14 protein-coding genes and 1 tRNA gene are annotated in these 18,129 nt (G+C 41.0%); all 15 read left to right on the top strand.

The window, feature by feature from the left end; genetic code table 11:
- Positions 1 to 30 precede the first annotated feature (30 nt).
- Positions 31 to 117: transfer RNA gene (locus DIZ80_00670), tRNA-Leu, on the top strand.
- A 400-nt stretch (positions 118 to 517) separates the two neighbouring features.
- Positions 518 to 1,582 (top strand): endonuclease, encoded by a 1,065-nt coding sequence (locus tag DIZ80_00665; protein RDH86157.1) that lies wholly within the window; start codon positions 518 to 520, stop codon positions 1,580 to 1,582.
- A 542-nt stretch (positions 1,583 to 2,124) separates the two neighbouring features.
- On the top strand, positions 2,125 to 2,595 hold the full coding sequence (locus DIZ80_00660; protein ID RDH86018.1) for a cation transporter: 471 nt from the start codon (positions 2,125 to 2,127) through the stop codon (positions 2,593 to 2,595).
- A complete protein-coding gene (locus DIZ80_00655) occupies positions 2,595 to 2,888 on the top strand; it encodes a cation:proton antiporter (GenBank protein ID RDH86017.1) in 294 nt (97 codons plus the stop codon). Before DIZ80_00660 ends, DIZ80_00655 begins: the two co-directional genes overlap by 1 nt.
- Positions 2,888 to 3,229: a sodium:proton antiporter gene (locus DIZ80_00650; GenBank protein RDH86016.1), complete on the top strand. Its 342-nt coding sequence runs from the start codon at positions 2,888 to 2,890 to the stop codon at positions 3,227 to 3,229. The genes DIZ80_00655 and DIZ80_00650 overlap by 1 nt, the downstream gene beginning before the upstream one ends.
- A complete protein-coding gene (locus DIZ80_00645) occupies positions 3,217 to 4,272 on the top strand; it encodes a cation:proton antiporter (protein ID RDH86015.1) in 1,056 nt (351 codons plus the stop codon). The genes DIZ80_00650 and DIZ80_00645 overlap by 13 nt, the downstream gene beginning before the upstream one ends.
- Entirely contained in the window at positions 4,272 to 4,625 is a 354-nt protein-coding gene (locus DIZ80_00640; protein ID RDH86014.1) for a Na+/H+ antiporter subunit C, read from the top strand. The genes DIZ80_00645 and DIZ80_00640 overlap by 1 nt, the downstream gene beginning before the upstream one ends.
- On the top strand, positions 4,619 to 6,097 hold the full coding sequence (locus tag DIZ80_00635) for a cation:proton antiporter (protein ID RDH86013.1): 1,479 nt from the start codon (positions 4,619 to 4,621) through the stop codon (positions 6,095 to 6,097). The genes DIZ80_00640 and DIZ80_00635 overlap by 7 nt, the downstream gene beginning before the upstream one ends.
- A complete protein-coding gene (locus DIZ80_00630) occupies positions 6,094 to 7,569 on the top strand; it encodes a cation:proton antiporter (GenBank protein ID RDH86012.1) in 1,476 nt (491 codons plus the stop codon). The genes DIZ80_00635 and DIZ80_00630 overlap by 4 nt, the downstream gene beginning before the upstream one ends.
- Positions 7,570 to 7,573: 4 nt before the next feature.
- Entirely contained in the window at positions 7,574 to 7,921 is a 348-nt protein-coding gene (locus DIZ80_00625) for a hypothetical protein (protein RDH86011.1), read from the top strand.
- Positions 7,908 to 9,611, top strand: a complete 1,704-nt coding sequence (locus DIZ80_00620) for a Na(+)/H(+) antiporter subunit D (protein ID RDH86010.1) — start codon at positions 7,908 to 7,910, stop codon at positions 9,609 to 9,611. The genes DIZ80_00625 and DIZ80_00620 overlap by 14 nt, the downstream gene beginning before the upstream one ends.
- 716 nt (positions 9,612 to 10,327) lie before the next feature.
- Complete coding sequence (locus tag DIZ80_00615) at positions 10,328 to 10,678, top strand: hypothetical protein (protein ID RDH86009.1); 351 nt, start codon at positions 10,328 to 10,330, stop codon at positions 10,676 to 10,678.
- Positions 10,679 to 11,094: 416 nt separating this feature from the next.
- Positions 11,095 to 13,224: a hypothetical protein gene (locus tag DIZ80_00610; protein ID RDH86008.1), complete on the top strand. Its 2,130-nt coding sequence runs from the start codon at positions 11,095 to 11,097 to the stop codon at positions 13,222 to 13,224.
- Positions 13,225 to 13,338: 114 nt separating this feature from the next.
- On the top strand, positions 13,339 to 14,619 hold the full coding sequence (locus tag DIZ80_00605) for a hypothetical protein (GenBank protein RDH86007.1): 1,281 nt from the start codon (positions 13,339 to 13,341) through the stop codon (positions 14,617 to 14,619).
- Positions 14,616 to 17,729, top strand: coding sequence for a CusA/CzcA family heavy metal efflux RND transporter (locus DIZ80_00600; GenBank protein RDH86006.1), 3,114 nt, complete (start codon positions 14,616 to 14,618; stop codon positions 17,727 to 17,729). The genes DIZ80_00605 and DIZ80_00600 overlap by 4 nt, the downstream gene beginning before the upstream one ends.
- Positions 17,730 to 18,129 lie beyond the last annotated feature (400 nt).

Raw genomic sequence — 18,129 nt, 5'->3', positions numbered from 1 at the left:
AAAAGAGTACAGCAAGACCACACTGAATAAGCCCAGGTGGCGAAATTGGTAGACGCAAGGGACTTAAAATCCCTCGCCTTCACGGGCGTGCCGGTTCGATTCCGGCCCTGGGCACCATATAAAACTCAGCTAAATCAACGAGTTACTTCAACTAAGCCGCTTTCACAGCGGCTTTTTTGTGCCTGCAATTGAAAGTGCAATTAAAGGTGAAATTAAAGAATTAAAGGGGTCGGTGACAACTGAGAATTATTAGCGTTCTCGTTTGTCACCGACCCCTTTATTCCTTTATTCTGCATCCAATGATAGTTGTCAATAACGACTATGGGTGGCTATCTAAAGAATGACACTGGTTTTAATTTGATAACATTTAGAAACGTTGAGGTATAATTACCCGCCAAAATTTACTAGAGTTAGCATTATCAATTCCAAAGATACGAAACAAATAAATCAGATACCTCCACCTATCGCTTCATCAAATGCAGCTGTATCAGTATCGGTAGCAAATACACACCTTAAAATAGCTACCTTCAATTTATTGAATTACCTTGAGCCACCCAATGCTTATTATGATTTTGATCGTATTTATAGTGCTGAGCAATGGCAAAAGAAGCAACGTTGGGTTAGTGAGTACTTGCGTGAATATCAGCCTGACATTATTGGGTTTCAAGAAGTTTTTAGTGCCGATTCGTTAAAAGAATTAGTTGCCTCGCAAGGTTATGATTATTTTGAAGTGGTTGATCAACCTGAAGTGATTGATGATTTCATTTATAAACGTCCTGTTGTCGCCATTGCGTCTCGTTATCCTATTGTTGATGTTGCAACGGTCAAACCAAGCACTGAACTTGCTCAAACATTAGGTTTGACTGATGACTTTTCCTTTAGTCGAAAAGTATTAAGGGCGACGGTTGATGTGCCTCATATAGGCAACACTGATTGTTATGTTGTGCATTTTAAATCGAAACGTTCAATGATTGAGATTGATGAGCAAGATAACAATCGATCGGCAGAAAAAACGATTATTGAAAGCTTAAAAGCAGAGGTGGCTGGTCGTTGGGGTTCAACCATACGACGTGGCAGTGAAGCAGCGTTATTAATGGTTGATATGATAGAACGTCGTGAGACTACGGGTAACCCTATGGTAATGATGGGTGACTTCAATAATAGCTTAGCTGATGGTGTGTTAAGCCATTTACTTACTAACAGCTTATACTTTGCTTCTTCTGATGACTGCGATGCCTATCTTGCTAAGTATTGTTTGAATGACTCCTGGGATTTGTTTCAACTGTCGCTATCTAATGAAGTAAGCGAAATAGATGCAGCGAATGAAATTGATGGATCTAATTCCGAAGTCAATCAAAAGAGTAAAGTAGAACGTACCCCAACACATTATTTTGGCGGCGCTGGCTCCGTGCTCGATTACATTTTATTATCATGTGAATTTGATACCACCTATTACGAAAGTATTTTTCAGGTAAGCGCTTATGATACTTACGATCGGCACTTAATTAACCCTATATTCGAACGTGATGGTGAAAGTACAGATCATGGCATTGTGTTAGTTACATTAACCTTAAGATCATAACAAGAATTTAATGAATTTAAGGGGTCGGTGACAACTGAGAATTATTAGCGTTCTCGTTTGTCACCGACCCCTTTATTGTTCGAGCTGAGGTGTATAGTCAATAACTCAGCTATTTAATGTGCTGTGATCAACTTCAAATCCACGTTCCTTCATTATCTCTTCGAGGTCACGATAGCTTAGACTATAAGCCAAATACCAACGAACACTTTGAAGGATCATGTTCCCTTTAAAATGACGACCTTTAAAGTTTATCATGATGGCTCAATTTCCTTGATGGTAATAGAGCTATCATAGCAGGGTGGATATTTGCGACAGAACCGCTTTAGCGCATACACTGCCAACAACTATAACAAGCAAATTCTAAGCTCACATCATTCGTATTTTTCGATGTATACAACAATATTTTTCGAATTTACAGATATCTATAAGTAAGGTTACATTTATTTCAATGTTAATTGCATAACCCCATGGAAATTTATGCTAACTTCCAAAATTACTTATTCTCTTCTGAGCTTATTACAGCATGACTTAGCAGGGGCTTAATGCGACATACTATTTACCTGTCACTGTCTTTAGCAGCATTCTGGTTGCTTATTTCAGGTCACAACACCGCTCTTATGCTATCGCTTGGTGCGGTGTCCATCGCCTTTGTTTTATACATAGCACACCGAATGGATATACTCGACCATGAATCACAGCCTTTGCATCTCACGCTAAAACTTCCCGGTTTTTATGCCTGGCTTACTAAAGAAATTATTCTCGCCAATATTTTGGTTGTAAAACATATCTGGCTTGGAAAAAAGACTATTTCACCTACCATGACAACCATTAAAGTTAATCAACAGACGGATATAGGAAAAGTTATCTACGCAAATTCTATTACGCTGACGCCGGGTACAGTTTCCGTGACTCTTAATGGCGATCAGATTATAGTGCATGCGTTGTTACGTGAATCAATTATAGATCTGCAAGCCGGTGAAATGGATCGCCGAGTAACTGAACTGGAAAATTAATGCTAATAGCTGCAACCATAGCCATTCTTGTTGTTATGATCATGGCGATCACTCGAGGCATCATGGGGCCTACGCTCTACGACCGCATACTTGCCGTCAATATGTTTGGCACCAAGACTGTTCTGCTTATTTCAATGTTAGGTTTTGTAATGGGGCGGCCAGAATTTTTAGATATCGCTATCGTCTACGCTCTTATCAATTTTGTCAGTGTTATTGCTATATTACGTCATTCTGACGCGTCCATATTTAAGACACCACTGCCCGCAGAAAAAGAAATGGAAAAGAATTCATAATGGATACTTTAATGAATGTCAGTAGTGCACTGTTTTTATTAATAGGCAGCTTTTTGTGCATATCGGGCGGGGTAGGTCTTTTGCGCTTTCCAGATTTTTATACTCGAATGCATGCGGTGGGTGTAACCGAGACTTTAGCAACCGGAATGATTTTAATTGGTCTTATGCTGCAAAATCCAGCTGGCCTCGTAGTATTGAAACTCATCATCATTTTGCTAATGACATTATTCATTAGTCCAACAGCAAGTCATGCATTAGCCAAAGCCGCAATGAATAATAATCTCAAGCCAAAACTTGATAATAAAGAAGATAATGAAAAGGTAACATCATCGAATCCCTGATTGATATAGTCTTATTGGCTCTTCTTGTGTGTATTGCTATCGCCATTGTCAGAATGAAAGATCTTTTGGCAGTGATTATGCTGTCAGGCATTTACGGACTGTTATCCGCCAGTTTTTTTGTTGCTATGGATGCGGTGGATGTTGCGTTTACAGAAGCAGCTGTGGGGGCGGGTATCTCCACTTTGCTCATGCTGGTGGCGATTACCATGACAGGACGTTCAGAGCACCCCGTACGCCATAAACCGGTATTAGCTTTAATTGTGGTTTTTATCACTGGCAGCCTGTTGATCTACGGTACTTTGGATATGCCGTATTTTGGCTCAGCACAAGCACCGATTCATCTTCATGTTGCACCACGCTACATTAACGATTCCATGCAGGAAGTTGGCGTACCCAATATCGTGACTTCTGTACTCGCAAGTTACAGAGCGTTCGATACTTTTGGTGAGGTGGTGGTCATCTTTACCGCAGGTATGGGGGTGTTGGCGCTTTTATCAGTTGTACGTCGTGCTGATGATATTGCAAAAATCGATTTGCTCAATGATTCAATGCATGCAGAGCATTTAATTCTGCGAATTGTAGTCAAAATACTGATTCCTTTTATTTTGCTGTATGCTCTTTATGTGCAGTTTCACGGAGATTATGGGCCGGGTGGTGGTTTTCAGGCCGGTGTGATCTTTGCTTCAGCTATTTTTCTGTATGCCATGCTGTTCGGTATGAGCACCGCACGTCGAGTGATTAATCAATCATTTATTCAGATGGTTGCCGCCATCGGTGTGTTGCTATACGGCAGTGTCGGTGTGGTTTCTTTTTTAAGTGGTAAAAATTATCTTGATTACAGTGCCTTATCTGCTGACCCCATCGCCGGCCAACATCTGGGCATACTTTTAATTGAGCTGGGTGTGGGTCTCACCGTTGCATCGGTTATGGTCATTATCTTTTTCAGCTTTGAGGGCCGCAGAGAAAATTCACTGAGCCTTGAAAATCAGAACAGTGAAAATAACAACTGTGAAAATAACAACAAGGAAAATAAAAAAACATAATGTTAATGGGGCTCTATAACTACTGGGTTGTGGTGGTGCTGATGATGGTGGGATTTTACATCGTTATCGCCCATGGCAACCTGATCAAAAAAATTGTGGGTTTAACTATTTTCCAAACGTCAGTTTTTATTTTTTATATCAGCATGGCGAAGGTCGATGGCGGCACCGCACCCATTTTGGCTGAGGGCATAAGCCAATATTCAAATCCTTTACCGCATGTTTTGATTCTCACCGCAATTGTAGTCGGCATTGCCACCACAGCTGTTGGGCTCGCGCTGGCTGTGCGCATTAAAGAAGCCTATGGAAGTATCGAAGAAGACGAAATACAAAAAAAGGATAACTTCGATTGTTAGCGCATTTGCCGATTTTACAAGTCATTGTACCGTTGATGGCAGCGCCTTTGTGCCTGCTGCTAACACGGCCACGTTTAGTCTGGTTATTTACCTTGCTAGTGAGTGGCTCAGCCTTTCTGATCAGCAGTCTTTTACTGCAACAGGTAATGGCTTCGGGCACGATTATTTACGAGCTGGGTGGCTGGGATGCGCCCTGGGGAATTGAATATAGAATCGATCAGCTCAATGCACTTATATTACTGATTATTACAGGGGTCAGCACGGTTATACTACTGGCTGCTCACACCAGTATACAAGAAGAAATTCCCGCAGATCGGCATACGCTGTTTTATATTTTGTACCTGTTATCTCTGGCCGGAATGCTGGGTATCGTTGCGACCGCTGATGCTTTTAATGTCTTTGTTTTTCTGGAGATATCCTCCCTCTCTGCTTACGCTTTGATCGCACTGGGTAAAGATAGACGCGCACTTTGGGCCTCTTATCAATATTTGATTATGGGTACCATCGGCGCCACCTTTATTTTGATTGGTATCGGTTTAATGTATCAAATGACCGGTACCCTGAATATGTATGACCTCTCCCAACGCCTACCGGAAGTGGAGAATACACGAATGGCATTTACGGCTTTTGCCTTTGTTATTGTGGGTGTCTGTTTGAAATTGGCCATGTTTCCACTTCACATGTGGTTACCTAATGCTTATGCTTATGCGCCCTCAATAGTAACGGCTTTCTTCGCGGCTACCGCAACAAAAGTTGCCATCTATTTACTTATTCGCTTTACCTTTTCGATCTTTGGTCTTACCTTTTCTTTTACTGCTTTGCCCTTGCAGCTACTGTTTGTAGTGCTTGGTTTGGCGGGTATATTTGTGGCTTCGACTGCGGCAATTTATCAAACCAATATCAAACATCTGTTTGCCTACTCAAGCGTCGCTCAGGTTGGTTATATGATTGTTGGTTTCAGTGTTAGCACTGTGACCGGCTTAATGGCGACCTTATTACATATGTTTAATCACGCGTTAATGAAGAGCGCTTTATTTTTAGCCTTAGGTGCTGTGATGTACCGGATAGGCAGCGTAAAACTAAATGATTTTCACGGCTTAGGTCGGCAAATGCCCTACACCATGGCCGCTATTGTAATCGGTGGCCTAAGTTTAATAGGCGTACCGCTAACCGTTGGATTTATCAGCAAGTGGTATTTGTTAATGGCCTTAATAGAAAAAGGCTGGTGGCCGGTTGCAGTGCTTATTTTATTAGGTTCTCTACTCGCAGTCATTTATGTTTGGCGTCTTGTTGAAGCCGCTTATTTTAAACCGTCAGTAGCCGGTAGAGAAACGGTTAAAGAGGCACCACTGTCATTCCTGATTCCCATCTGGATACTGGTATCAGCCAATATTTATTTCGGCATAGATACTCGTCTTAGTATTCAAGTCGCTCAGGCGGCTTCTCAGAGTTTGTTTGGAGTAAGTCCATGAGTCTGTCTCTAGAGACCATGCTGCAACTCAGCATCATCATGCCTATACTGGCGACGCTGGGGATAGTGGCGACAGGACGTAACCCTAATTTGCGCGAAGCAGTAACCATTACAACCTCCTTAGTATTGTTCTATTTTGTGATCAATCTTTATCAGGGGCTTAAGAGAGGTGAAAGTATTAGTGTGCAATGGTGGGAGCTTTTACCGGGATTACAGGTAAGCTTTAACATTGAACCATTAGGAATGCTGTTTGCATTAATTGCCAGTTTCCTCTGGTTAATCACAACGGTTTACGCCATCGGTTATATGCGTAGCCATAACGAGCAGAATCAAACCCGATTCTATAGTTGTTTTGCCATCGCCATTGGCAGTGTGATGGGCATTGCCTTTGCAGAAAACTTGTTCACCTTATTTATTTTTTATGAAATTTTGACCCTGTCTACTTATCCATTGGTGACACACTCGGGTACTGAGGAAGCAAAAAAAGGCGGTCGAATTTATCTTGGTATATTGCTTGGTACATCAATTGTTTTTTTCCTTTTAGCTATCGTCAGCACCTGGTTTGTAGCGGGTACACTGGACTTTACACCCGGTGGCGTATTTGATTCTAATGTAAATAAAACGGTTGCGGGCGCGATACTGGTGTTGTTTATATTTGGTATTGGTAAGGCGGCGATTATGCCATTTCATCGATGGCTACCTGCCGCAATGGTCGCACCAACGCCAGTAAGTGCATTGCTGCATGCCGTAGCTGTAGTAAAAGCCGGTGTCTTCACTATTTTAAAAGTCTGTGTATTAATTTTTGGTATTGATCTACTACCTGAACTGCCAAGCACACAGTTCTTGCTCTATCTGGCGGGGGCATCCGTATTATTAGCGTCACTCGTGGCAATGCGACAAGATAATTTAAAAGCACGACTGGCCTATTCGACAGTCAGTCAACTTGGCTATGTCACCATCGGTGCATTACTGGCCACTTCATCTGGTGTCATCGGTAGTGCAATGCATATTGGCATGCATGCGTTTGGTAAAATTACTTTATTCTTTTGTGCAGGAGCTATTCTGGTCGCTGCACATAAATCAAAAATAAGTGAAATGCGTGGCCTTGGCCGACAAATGCCAATCACTATGGCGGCATTTTTTATTGCGACCCTCAGTATTATTGGTGTACCTCCGGCTGGTGGGACCTGGAGTAAATGGTTTCTATTAATGGGCACGATGGAAGCGCAACAATGGTTTCTTATGACGGTACTCATGGTCAGCTCTTTGCTGAACATTGCTTATCTTTTACCCATTCCGTTTCGTGCCTTTTTTCCGGGTAGTGAAACAAACACATTTAATGACGGAATAAAAGAAGCACCATTGCCCTCATTAATTGCCTTGTGTATTACCAGCGTAGGCTGTGTCACTCTTTTCGTCTATCCGCAACCTTTATATGATTTAGCTAAAGCCGTTTTGGCAGTGTCGGGATAAGCTCATGGAAAATGAGAAAAAATATTTTTTTGATAACCCTAAAAATGTAAAACGTTTAATGCATGTTTTTTATGCGTGCTGCGTTGTACTTTTTGCGCTGGACTTTGTCATTCATCGTCACATCATGCACAGCTGGGAAAACCTTTGGGGGTTTTATCCGCTTTATGGTTTTGTTGGTTGCGTCATCCTTGTACTGGTTGCCTCATGGATGCGCACATTTCTTATGCGCTCGGAAGACTACTATAGCAATGAAGGCAAAACGGTCATTGATGAAAAGACTAACGCGGACAAAAAATCCAGTACGAATAAAAAAGATAACAATGAAATAGGTGACTCAAATGTGGATGCTTGAGATACCCCCATTTCTACCATTTTTTATTGGCGCACTGATTGCTGCATTGACTCGTGGTGTTTTACGCAATGTAATTATGATTGCTATCCCCATAGTCAGTGGGCTTCATCTTTGGATGGTGCCTGAGGGTATTCATTTACAGTTCGCTTTCCTCGATTATCAGCTCATTACATACCGCGCTGATAAATTGAGCCTTATGTTTGGTTATGTATTTCACATAGCCGCATTTATCGGCATAATTTATTCTCTGCACGTGCGTGACACCATGCAACAAGTGGCCGCTATGTTGTATGCGGGTAGTGGCCTGGGTGCTGTTTTTGCTGGCGATTTGCTAACCTTATTTGTGTTCTGGGAATTGCTGGCATTTACCTCAGTGTTTCTTATTTGGGCGCGACGAACTCAGAGCGCTTATGATGCTGGCATGCGTTACCTCATCATCCAGGTTTTATCCGGTGTTATTCTTCTTGCAGGCACATTATTTTATGCAGCTGAACATGGCACGTTAGAATTTGGTCATATCGGCCTTGAAGGCATTGCAGGTTGGTTAATCTTTATCGCATTTGGCATTAAATGCGCTTTTCCTATGGCACACAACTGGCTGACAGATGCGTACCCAGAAGCCACCGTCACGGGCACGGTTTTTCTCAGCGCGTTTACCACCAAAGTAGCCGTTTATGCATTAGCCCGTGGATACCCTGGTACAGAATTACTGGTTTATATTGGCGCAGCAATGACCTGCTTCCCCATCTTTTTTGCAGTGATTGAAAATGATCTGCGCCGAGTACTGGCCTACAGCCTCATCAATCAAGTAGGCTTTATGGTCGTTGGTATTGGTATTGGCACCGCGCTCGCCATCAACGGTGCGGTTTCACATGCGTTTAATGATGTGATCTTTAAAGGCCTGTTGTTTATGAGTATGGGTGCAGTGCTGCATATGACAGGTCGTATCAATGGCTCGGATTTAGGGGGGCTCTATAAAACCATGCCGAAGACTACGGTGTTATGTATTGTCGGCGCCGCCTCTATTTCAGCATTCCCATTGTTCAGTGGTTTCGTCAGTAAATCGATGGTGATGTCTGCAGCTCTACAAGAAGGTTATGACTGGATCTGGTTAATGCTGTTATTTGCTTCTGCCGGTGTGTTCCATCATGCGGGTATTAAAATTCCGTACTTTGCTTTCTTTGCACATGACTCAGGTATTCGTGCCAGTGACCCACCCAACAATATGTTATTGGCGATGTTTATTGCAGCCGTACTTTGTATTGCCATTGGCTTTTATCCTGCGGCATTGTACTCGTTATTGCCTTACGACACGGGTTACAATCCTTATGATGCTACTCATGTATTAGCACAGACTCAGTTGTTGTTCTTCTCCGCACTGGCCTTTGTTTGGCTTAACCTCAGAGGAATGTATCCCCCTGAATTACGTTCCACTAATTTAGATTTTGACTGGATCTATCGCCGGGCTTTTCCAGTCGCATTACAAAATATTTTCTCCGTTATATGGAAGACAGACTGCGCATTACGTCATGCGTTTCTTGTAAGACTGAATCATAGCCTGACTTTTATTTCTCAAATAAACGGTGGAGCCAGTCGTTTACTTTCCCGCACTTATCCCGTTGGAAGTATGGTTATGTGGGTTGCAGTGATTCTTGCTACTTATTTATTTCTCAGTTTTATCACACATTAAAATCATGGGTTAGGGTGTACTGACAAAGTAAGCGTATCTAATTAAAGTAATTAAAGGGGTCGGTGACAACTGAGGAATTAAAGGGGTCGGTGACAACTGAGGAATTAAAGGGGTCGGTGACAACTGAGAATTATTAGCGTTCTCGTTTGTCACCGACCCCTTTATTCTTTTTATCACCGCCTTTATTACCACCCCTTTATTATTTATCCCTTTATTTCTTCTTTATTTCTTTATTAAAAATAAAAATTCTTTCCAGACTAAAGATGTAGAAGAACACAATAAAGTGTGGAGAGAAGCATTTGTGAGTGTGATTAACAAAGTTGAGCAAGTATGTCTTCAAAAGAGAATTAATAAGAAACATCTAAAAGTCGTATTCAAAGCTTTAGGGCAGGGCAGAGATGCTTTTGGTATTGTTACTGATAGTTTTTGAAACATAATTGTCACCTATACCTAAGCAAGTATGGATTAGTAATTATTCTGTTTCACAATAATTAGGGTCAGAGCACAATTGTTTCTAATATTAGAGAATATTGTGCTCTGGCACTAATTTACTACTGTTGCACCCATTCAATATGTAGTTTTTTATAAGATGGCAATTCAGCTGGTCTGAATGTCCTGTAAAAGAATTAAAGGGGTCGGTGACAACTGAGAATTATTAGCGTTCTCGTTTGTCACCGACCCCTTTATTCTTAGGTACGTACACAGATGCCATTACGATGACTCCATTAGGTCCGATGATGGCGATTCAAACACTGTATACCTCATCTACTAATAAGAGTGGTATGTTTGTAGGTGGCCCAGCACCATCAGGTAAGGTTAACTTAAAAAAGAATACGATTACGGTAGATATGAGTGGCTTTTTTGCAAAGCATGGGCCAATGGTTCAAAACTTAGGTGGAATTGCTGAAGGAACATACGATCCAGGCACAGGTGGTTACTCAATGTCATGGTCAGCCGTTCTAACTCAAGGTTCTCCTACATTAAGTAATATGCCGGTAACCTTTAGAACAGTCACCTTCACATTCACTGGTGTTGCAGAATTAGCGGATGAGAAGTTAGATGACTAATTAATGAGGCCGGTGTGACAATTGTTCAATTATTTCCAATATTAGAGAGGATAGTGCTCTGGCACTAATCTATATGAATATTTTTATGTATCTAAAGTCATATAAGACAGATTGCAAATAATGTAATGTAAGTGACAATTGTCATGAGCTAATGATTTAGCCAAAAACTGATAAATACTAATGTGAATGCATTTAAAGTAATCAAGGTTTTGATTTTTAAGTGTTTTTCTCATTGGTTGGTTTTTGCTTTATTACAATCTGGCAGCCAGTTAAATGCGCAGTCAAAGTCCATGTCGATTACATATCGGACATCTGAGGCAAAATTCTTAGATAAAAATGGGGTGTTTACCTTACTTTTTCTATCTAATTGTGATGTTAGAGTCTGGCGTGAAATGTTGTGATAATGGGAAATAAAAATGAAAAAAATACTATCCGGAATTCTTTACCTGGCGTTGGCAATACCTGTCTTTGCTAATGCAACAAGTTGTCCATCAACTGACGTTGTAACTGATGCACCACAATTTCAATGGTCCTATGACAGTGCAGGGGATTATTATAGTGGTACATTGATTATGGACGAAGTCACTATAACTCTAAATAATGGCGAAACCCTTACTACACGTGCTTATGCTCAGGCAGGAAGTGCACCAAGTGTACCCGGCCCGACCATCACAATGGCGCCAGATAAAAAGTATGTGCTGAAATTTGAAAACCGCTTAGCGTATCAGCCTCTCAGCTCAGATCATAATGTATTTAAAGATCCTAATGTAACCAATTTACATACTCATGGTTTACATACAACGGGTGATACACCGGGTGATGATGTTACGCGTATCTTTGAAGGCCGTACCGGTGGTGATTATGTTTTTGATATCACTAGTGATCATATGGGTGGTACTTTCTGGCTTCACGCGCATCACCATGGTTCTACTTACCTGCAAATATCAAGTGGTGCTTTTGGTATGTTGGTTATTGATGATGCCAATGATGGCATCCCTGCTAATGTTGCAGCAATGGAAGAAAGACTGTTAACCATGGCGTACCTTGATCCAAGTGTGGCTGGAACAGGTGGCGATATGCTGGTTTCAGGAACACTAAATCCTGGCTGGAATGTTAATGGTACCGTTGATGGTAATATCTGTATGCCGGCTAATACCTGGCAGCACTGGCGTATGCTGGTTGCCGCGGCAGATGTTAAAGCTAAAGATGTTGTTGTTGGTGATCAGTGTGAAGTGGCGTTATTGGCGCGTGATGGTGTATGGAGAACCATGGTGCCAAAAGACTTAACGACTAACACTTTATCGCTAACTGGTGGTTCACGAGCTGATATTGCTGTGCGTTGTAGTGCTGACTCGACACTGACTGTTGGTAATACAGTGGTTGCAAACATCTATGCGGATTCCAGTCTTCCTACTAATAATGCTGCACATCCATATGCAGCGGATGGAAGCTCTCAGTGGGCTTCATTTAGACCGAGTTATCTTAGAGACTTAAGAAATGAGCCTGTTACTAATTTTGAAACAGTAAATATGGGTGCTCGAACAATCAATGGCAGTAAGTTTGATATTAACGAGCCTACATTTATTACCCAGGCCGATGGTGTACAGGAATGGAATGTGAAAGGTGCGACTAACCACCCATTCCATTTACATGTTTTTCATTTCCAGGCTCAAACAGATTGTGGTGCGTATGAAGCAGGTGAATATTACGATACGATAGCTGCTTCCTGTAATGTCAGGTTTGACCTGAACCCACAAACTTCAACCGTATTTGATGGTAAGACTGTTTTCCACTGTCATCTTCTAGATCACGAAGATCAGGGTGCAATGGGTTATATGCTGGTTCAACCTGCGCCTGGTACTATCCCGGCGCCAACTTACCCAACGGGTGCGGGCTTCATGGAGAAGTACGAGCTTGACGGTGGGCCGGCACCAACAGTACCGGCTGATCCTTCCGGGTTAGCGGCCAATGCGGTTTCAAGCAGCCAGATTAATCTAAGCTGGGCTGATAACGCGACGGATGAAGATGCATACCAGGTAGAGCAATCTTCTGATGGTATAAATTTCTCTGTTATCGCTGTGCTTAGTGCGGATAGCACCGGCTACTCTGATACAGGGCTTTCTGAATCAACTGAATACTTCTACCAGGTTAATGCTTCAAATGCAGCGGGTAATTCTGGGTATTCAAATGTAACCAGTGCAACAACGGATGCAGTTGGCGGTGGTGGAGACCCGGTTAGTGTAGAAGTTGGATCAATTGTTGTAAGCACTGCTAATGCAGGTAAAGGTAAGAAGACAGGTGTTGCCGATATCGTTGTTGTCGATGATTTAGGTAACCCGGTGCAAGGCGCTGTAGTTAGCGGTGAGTTCAGTGGAGATATTAATGAAATTATTTCTGCCAGCTCTGCTACGAATGCGAATGGCCAGACATCTGTAGGTACTACACAGTCGGCTAAAGTTAGAAGGCTTACCTTCTGTGTTACAGGGATTGTAGACACTAACGGTATTCTGAGCTCATTCTCAGGTTCTGTCTGTGGCAGCTTGTAGTATTTAGTTATACAGCCATAGTTAGAGCAAAAAGCCGGCAATATTGCCGGCTTTTTGCTGTTAAGGCGTTTTATTACCTAGAGATAAAAAGTAGTTTATCCTATAGTTAAGTTTATGAAAAAGTCCGTTATTTTAATTTTAGTTACCGTCATATTTGCGTTTGTTTTAGGTATGGTTGCGGCCCCTCTATTGTCGCCAAATGAAGTGAATAATATTGAAGCTGAAGTATTGGCCGATATTAAAACAGAAGCCAAAACAGAATATTATACCTGTCCCATGCACCCACATATCCATCAGAAACATAATGGTGATTGTCCAATTTGTGGTATGTCATTAGTAAGTAAACAGATAGAAAATCTATCCACATTAAGTGATAACGATAAGTTGCACCCAGAAATACGTGTCGACTCATCCGTTATCAATAATTTTGGAATCAAAACAGCCGATGTTGTTCGAGATAATATTCATAAGAATATCCGACTTTATGGTTACATTAATAAAGTTAAAAAACGAGATGATGTTTTACTGGTATCGCCGGTATCGGGTGTTGTCCGATTTATTAATCATTCAGATGAAGAAAACAAGTTTTATAAAAATGAAGTGATTGTGTCACTTGAGTCAGATGAAATACTCCAGCTTCAGAAACAGTACCTAAAAGTCGTAAATAAAAACGATGTAAAGAATATGCGCATATTAAAGCGCAGGTTAAGTATATTAGGTTATACCTTTGACGAGATTAAATTATTAATAAAAACCAAACAGCCATCTAATCTTTATCATTTACGTTATTCGGATACAGGTTTATTAACAAAATTAAATGTAAAACTTAAACAGAAAATAAAATCGGGTGCAGTGATTGGCACTTTAAAACCACTGTATTCTATTTCAGCCTATGCCAAAGTGTTTGAAACTCAATGGATATGGCTTAAGGTTGGGCAAAAAATTTCTATGTCTATACGACGATTTCCGGGGCTCAGCTGGCAAGGTGAAGTAAGAAAGGTAGATGATCTTGGGCACAGTAGTACTACTGCTGTTAAAGTCATTGCTGATTTTAAAGATAACAGTAAGCTCGATTTAAGATTGGGTATGCAGACAGAAATGACCGTATACACACAGTCAAAGAATAACGTTTTACTCGTGCCATCATCATCGGTTATTCGAACCGGCTCTAAAAATGTTGTGGTAGTAGCAAAAAGTGGTGGCCGCTTTCAGCCGGTTGATGTTGTCACCGGGCTAGATAATGATGAGCATGTGGAAATTATCTCTGGACTACAGGATGGCATGAAGGTTGTGGTGTCAGGGCAATTTTTACTGGATTCGGAAAGCGAGCTCAGGGCTGAGGTTGCACGCATTAGTTCACCTGTTACAGAAGTTGAAATGGGATCTGAGAATTGATCAGATCAATTATTCGATGGTCGATTGAAAACAGGCCGCTCATTTTATTAATGAGTTTAATCATTGCAGTCTGGGGCGTTCGATCCCTGAGTAGTATTCCACTCGATGCGGTACCTGATTTATCTGATACTCAGGTTATTATTAAAACCAGTTATCCCGGGCAGGCACCACAGATTATTGAAGATCAGGTTACCTATCCGATAACCTCAACCATGTTAACTGTGCCCGGTGCGACGACTGTTCGGGGTTATTCGTTTTTTGGTGACTCCTATGTTTATGTTTTATTTGATGAAGACGTTGATCCTTACTGGGCAAGATCACGGGTTTCAGAATATCTGAATGAAGTAGAAAAAACGTTGCCGGATGGAGCTAAAACATCATTAGGGCCAGACGCGAGTGGTGTCGGCTGGGTTTATGAATATGCATTAATTGATAAAACGGGGCAGCATGATTTAGGTGAACTTCGTTCTATACAGGACTGGTTTTTAAAATTTGAACTTGAATCTGTTCCGGGTGTTGCAGAAATTGCTTCACTGGGAGGTATGGTCAAACAGTATCAGGTTATTATTGATCCTAACGTACTTCATCGTGAACTGGTGACACTTTCATCAGTGATCAGCGCACTTAAAAAAGGTAATCAGGAATCAGGTGCATCGGTGATCGAGGTTTCTGAAGCGGAGTACATGATTCGTGTTCATGGTTATTTATCCAGTAAAGAAGATATTGGAAATGTAGGACCGTTGGGTGTTAATGCAGTTGGTGAAGCGGTTTTTTTACGTGATATTGCTCAAATAAGAGAAGGGCCAGCACCAAGGCGAGGTGTTGCAGAGCTTGATGGTAAGGGAGAGGTTGTTGGTGGTATCGTGATAATGCGATGGGAAGAAAATGCACTTGATACTATTCGGCTTGTAGAGAAACGAATTGAAGAGTTAAAGTTGGCCCTGCCTGAAGGGGTTGAGCTTATTGAAACCTATAACAGGGCAGACTTGATTCAACGATCAATAGAATCCTTAAGCAGTAAATTAATTGAAGAAATCATTGTTGTTATTCTGGTTTGTGTTTTATTTTTAATGCACGTTCGCTCTTCACTGGTTATAGCCATCAGTTTGCCAGTAGGTATTCTGTCAGCCTTTATACTTATGAAGTACCAGGGCATCAATGCAAATATCATGTCACTGGGGGGTATTGCTATTGCCATAGGTGCAATGCTGGATGCCTCTATTGTTATGATCGAGAATATTCATAAGCATCTGGAACTTAATAAAACTAAATCCACCACGATAGAAAACAGGGTGAAAATCATTACCAACGCCTGTGTCGAAGTCGGTCCTCCATTATTTTATTCACTTATTATTATTACCCTGAGTTTTCTGCCAGTGTTTGCCCTGGAAGCACAGGAAGGCCGAATGTTTAGCCCGTTGGCTTTTACCAAAACCTATGCAATGGCAGCCGCCGCAGGACTCTCAATTACACTGGTTCCGGTTTTAGCAGTCTATTTTATTCATGGAAGAATTAAAGATGAGCATGCGAATCCGGTCAATCGTTTATTCACGGATGCCTATCGACCTAATATAAATCGAGCATTAAATTCACCGCAAAATGTTATTTTTTTCGCATGTGTTCTGTTGTTAACAACGTTATGGCCATTATCAAATACGGGTTCAGAATTTATGCCGGAGTTAGATGAAGGTGACCTGTTATATATGCCGACTACCTTACCTGGTATATCGATAGGTAAAGGTCGTGAATTATTACAACAAACAGATAGATTAATTTTGACAGTTCCAGAGGTAAAGCAGGTATTTGGAAAAATAGGACGTGCCGAAACAGCAACAGATCCGGCGCCGTTGAATATGTTAGAGACAACGATTCAACTTAAGCCCAGAGAAGAGTGGCGTGATGGCATGACCATTAAAAAAATAAAAGCAGAACTGGATGCCAGAGTCAAAGTTCCCGGGCTGGTTAACGCATGGTTAATGCCTATTGAAGCCAGAATTGATATGTTGGCAACAGGTGTTAAAACTCCTGTAGGTATTAGAGTGACGGGTTCAGAATTAAAAAATGTTGAAGAAATTGCACAGCAAATTGAAACATTAGCTAAATCCGTTAATGGCACCACTTCGGTTATTGCTGAACGTATTTCAAATGGACGATATATCGATATTACAATTGATCGATTTAATGCCGGCCAGCAATTATTTAATGTGGGTGATTTGCAGAAAATTATTTCAACAGCAGTTGGTGGTGTGAATATTACAGAAACGGTTGAAGGCAGAGAACGTTACCCGATTAACATCCGCTACCCCTATGATATTCGAAACTCAATATCAAAATTAAATGATCTGCCTATTGTTACAAAGCATGGTGATTTATTACCTTTAAGTGAATTTGCAGCTATTAAGTATTCAGATGGTCCGGCAATGATAAAAAGCGAGAATGGTCGCTTAAGCGTTAATGTCTATATCGACATTATAAATCAGGATCTTGGTGCTTATGTTGATGAATTAAAGTCTGTGATATCCAAAGAAGTTATATTGCCACCAGGATACAGCCTGTCCTGGGCTGGTAAATTTGAATATTACGAACGAGTTAAAGAAAAATTAATTTATATTATTCCATTAACACTCATTATTATTTTTATTCTATTGTACTTGAGTTTTAAAAATATTACGGAATCTTTAATTGTCATGTTAAGCGTGCCTTTTGCACTTGTTGGTGGCGCCTGGTTGTTGTATGCATATCAAATTAACCTGTCAGTAGCGGTTGTGGTTGGTTTTATTGCGTTATCGGGTGTTGCAACAGAGTTTGGTATTGTCATGCTTATTTATTTAAAACAGGCGATCAGTCAACATAAACCAGAATCAAAGGAACAATTAAAATCGGCAGTATTAGAAGGTGCTTTAAAAAGAGTGCGCCCTAAAACCATGACAGTTGCTGTTATTATTGGCGGTTTATTACCTGTGTTATTAGGTGAGGGCAGTGGGCTTGAAGTCATGCGACCTATTGCTGTTCCGATGGTAGGGGGGATGATTACTGCGCCACTGGTTTCTATGTTCCTGTTACCTGTTGTTTTTTATCTTTATATGAAAAAAACACTAAAACTTAATTAGGGTTTCATAGTTGTACATAATTATTTGTAAGACAAATATCGTCTTGTATGAAATCTTAAAGCATTAAACCAGCTAAAATAAAAATAGTGAAAAGAAACAGTCTGAAATATTAATTCGAATCCCACGTCAATAGCAATTGGGACATGGGGCATTATTGGGTGGTATACATATTATTCGAACTCGATATTAGATAATACTATCAATCACTTGGTAGAATGGTTTGATTTAAATCCTGGCAGTGTCTTCAAAATCAATGAGTTACGGGGTGTTTTTTGTTTCTTCAGCTCGTGAGTTTCCAGTCTAAAAACCTCGTGTCAGCATGGCAATATATGCAATATATGGGGCCAGATCTAAATCGACTCTAATATTAGAAAAAACAGCAGTACAAGGGTTAATAAGT

The organism is endosymbiont of Galathealinum brachiosum (assembly GCA_003349885.1).
Lineage (GTDB): Bacteria > Pseudomonadota > Gammaproteobacteria > SZUA-229 > SZUA-229 > SZUA-229.
The sequence above is the reverse complement of the archived record's forward strand: the minus strand, read 5'-3'. Positions and strand labels throughout refer to the sequence as shown.

Excerpts from the sequence above, each read along its gene's own strand:
- DIZ80_00660 (RDH86018.1), top strand. The coding sequence starts at position 2,125 with ATGCGACATACTATTTACCTGTCACTGTCTTTAGCAGCATTCTGGTTG.
- DIZ80_00655 (RDH86017.1), top strand. The coding sequence starts at position 2,595 with ATGCTAATAGCTGCAACCATAGCCATTCTTGTTGTTATGATCATGGCG.
- DIZ80_00640 (RDH86014.1), top strand. The coding sequence starts at position 4,272 with ATGTTAATGGGGCTCTATAACTACTGGGTTGTGGTGGTGCTGATGATG.
- DIZ80_00605 (RDH86007.1), top strand. The coding sequence starts at position 13,339 with ATGAAAAAGTCCGTTATTTTAATTTTAGTTACCGTCATATTTGCGTTT.
- DIZ80_00650 (RDH86016.1), top strand. The coding sequence starts at position 2,888 with ATGGATACTTTAATGAATGTCAGTAGTGCACTGTTTTTATTAATAGGC.
- DIZ80_00630 (RDH86012.1), top strand. The coding sequence starts at position 6,094 with ATGAGTCTGTCTCTAGAGACCATGCTGCAACTCAGCATCATCATGCCT.
- DIZ80_00615 (RDH86009.1), top strand. The coding sequence starts at position 10,328 with ATGACTCCATTAGGTCCGATGATGGCGATTCAAACACTGTATACCTCA.
- DIZ80_00610 (RDH86008.1), top strand. The coding sequence starts at position 11,095 with ATGAAAAAAATACTATCCGGAATTCTTTACCTGGCGTTGGCAATACCT.
- DIZ80_00620 (RDH86010.1), top strand. The coding sequence starts at position 7,908 with ATGTGGATGCTTGAGATACCCCCATTTCTACCATTTTTTATTGGCGCA.
- DIZ80_00625 (RDH86011.1), top strand. The coding sequence starts at position 7,574 with ATGGAAAATGAGAAAAAATATTTTTTTGATAACCCTAAAAATGTAAAA.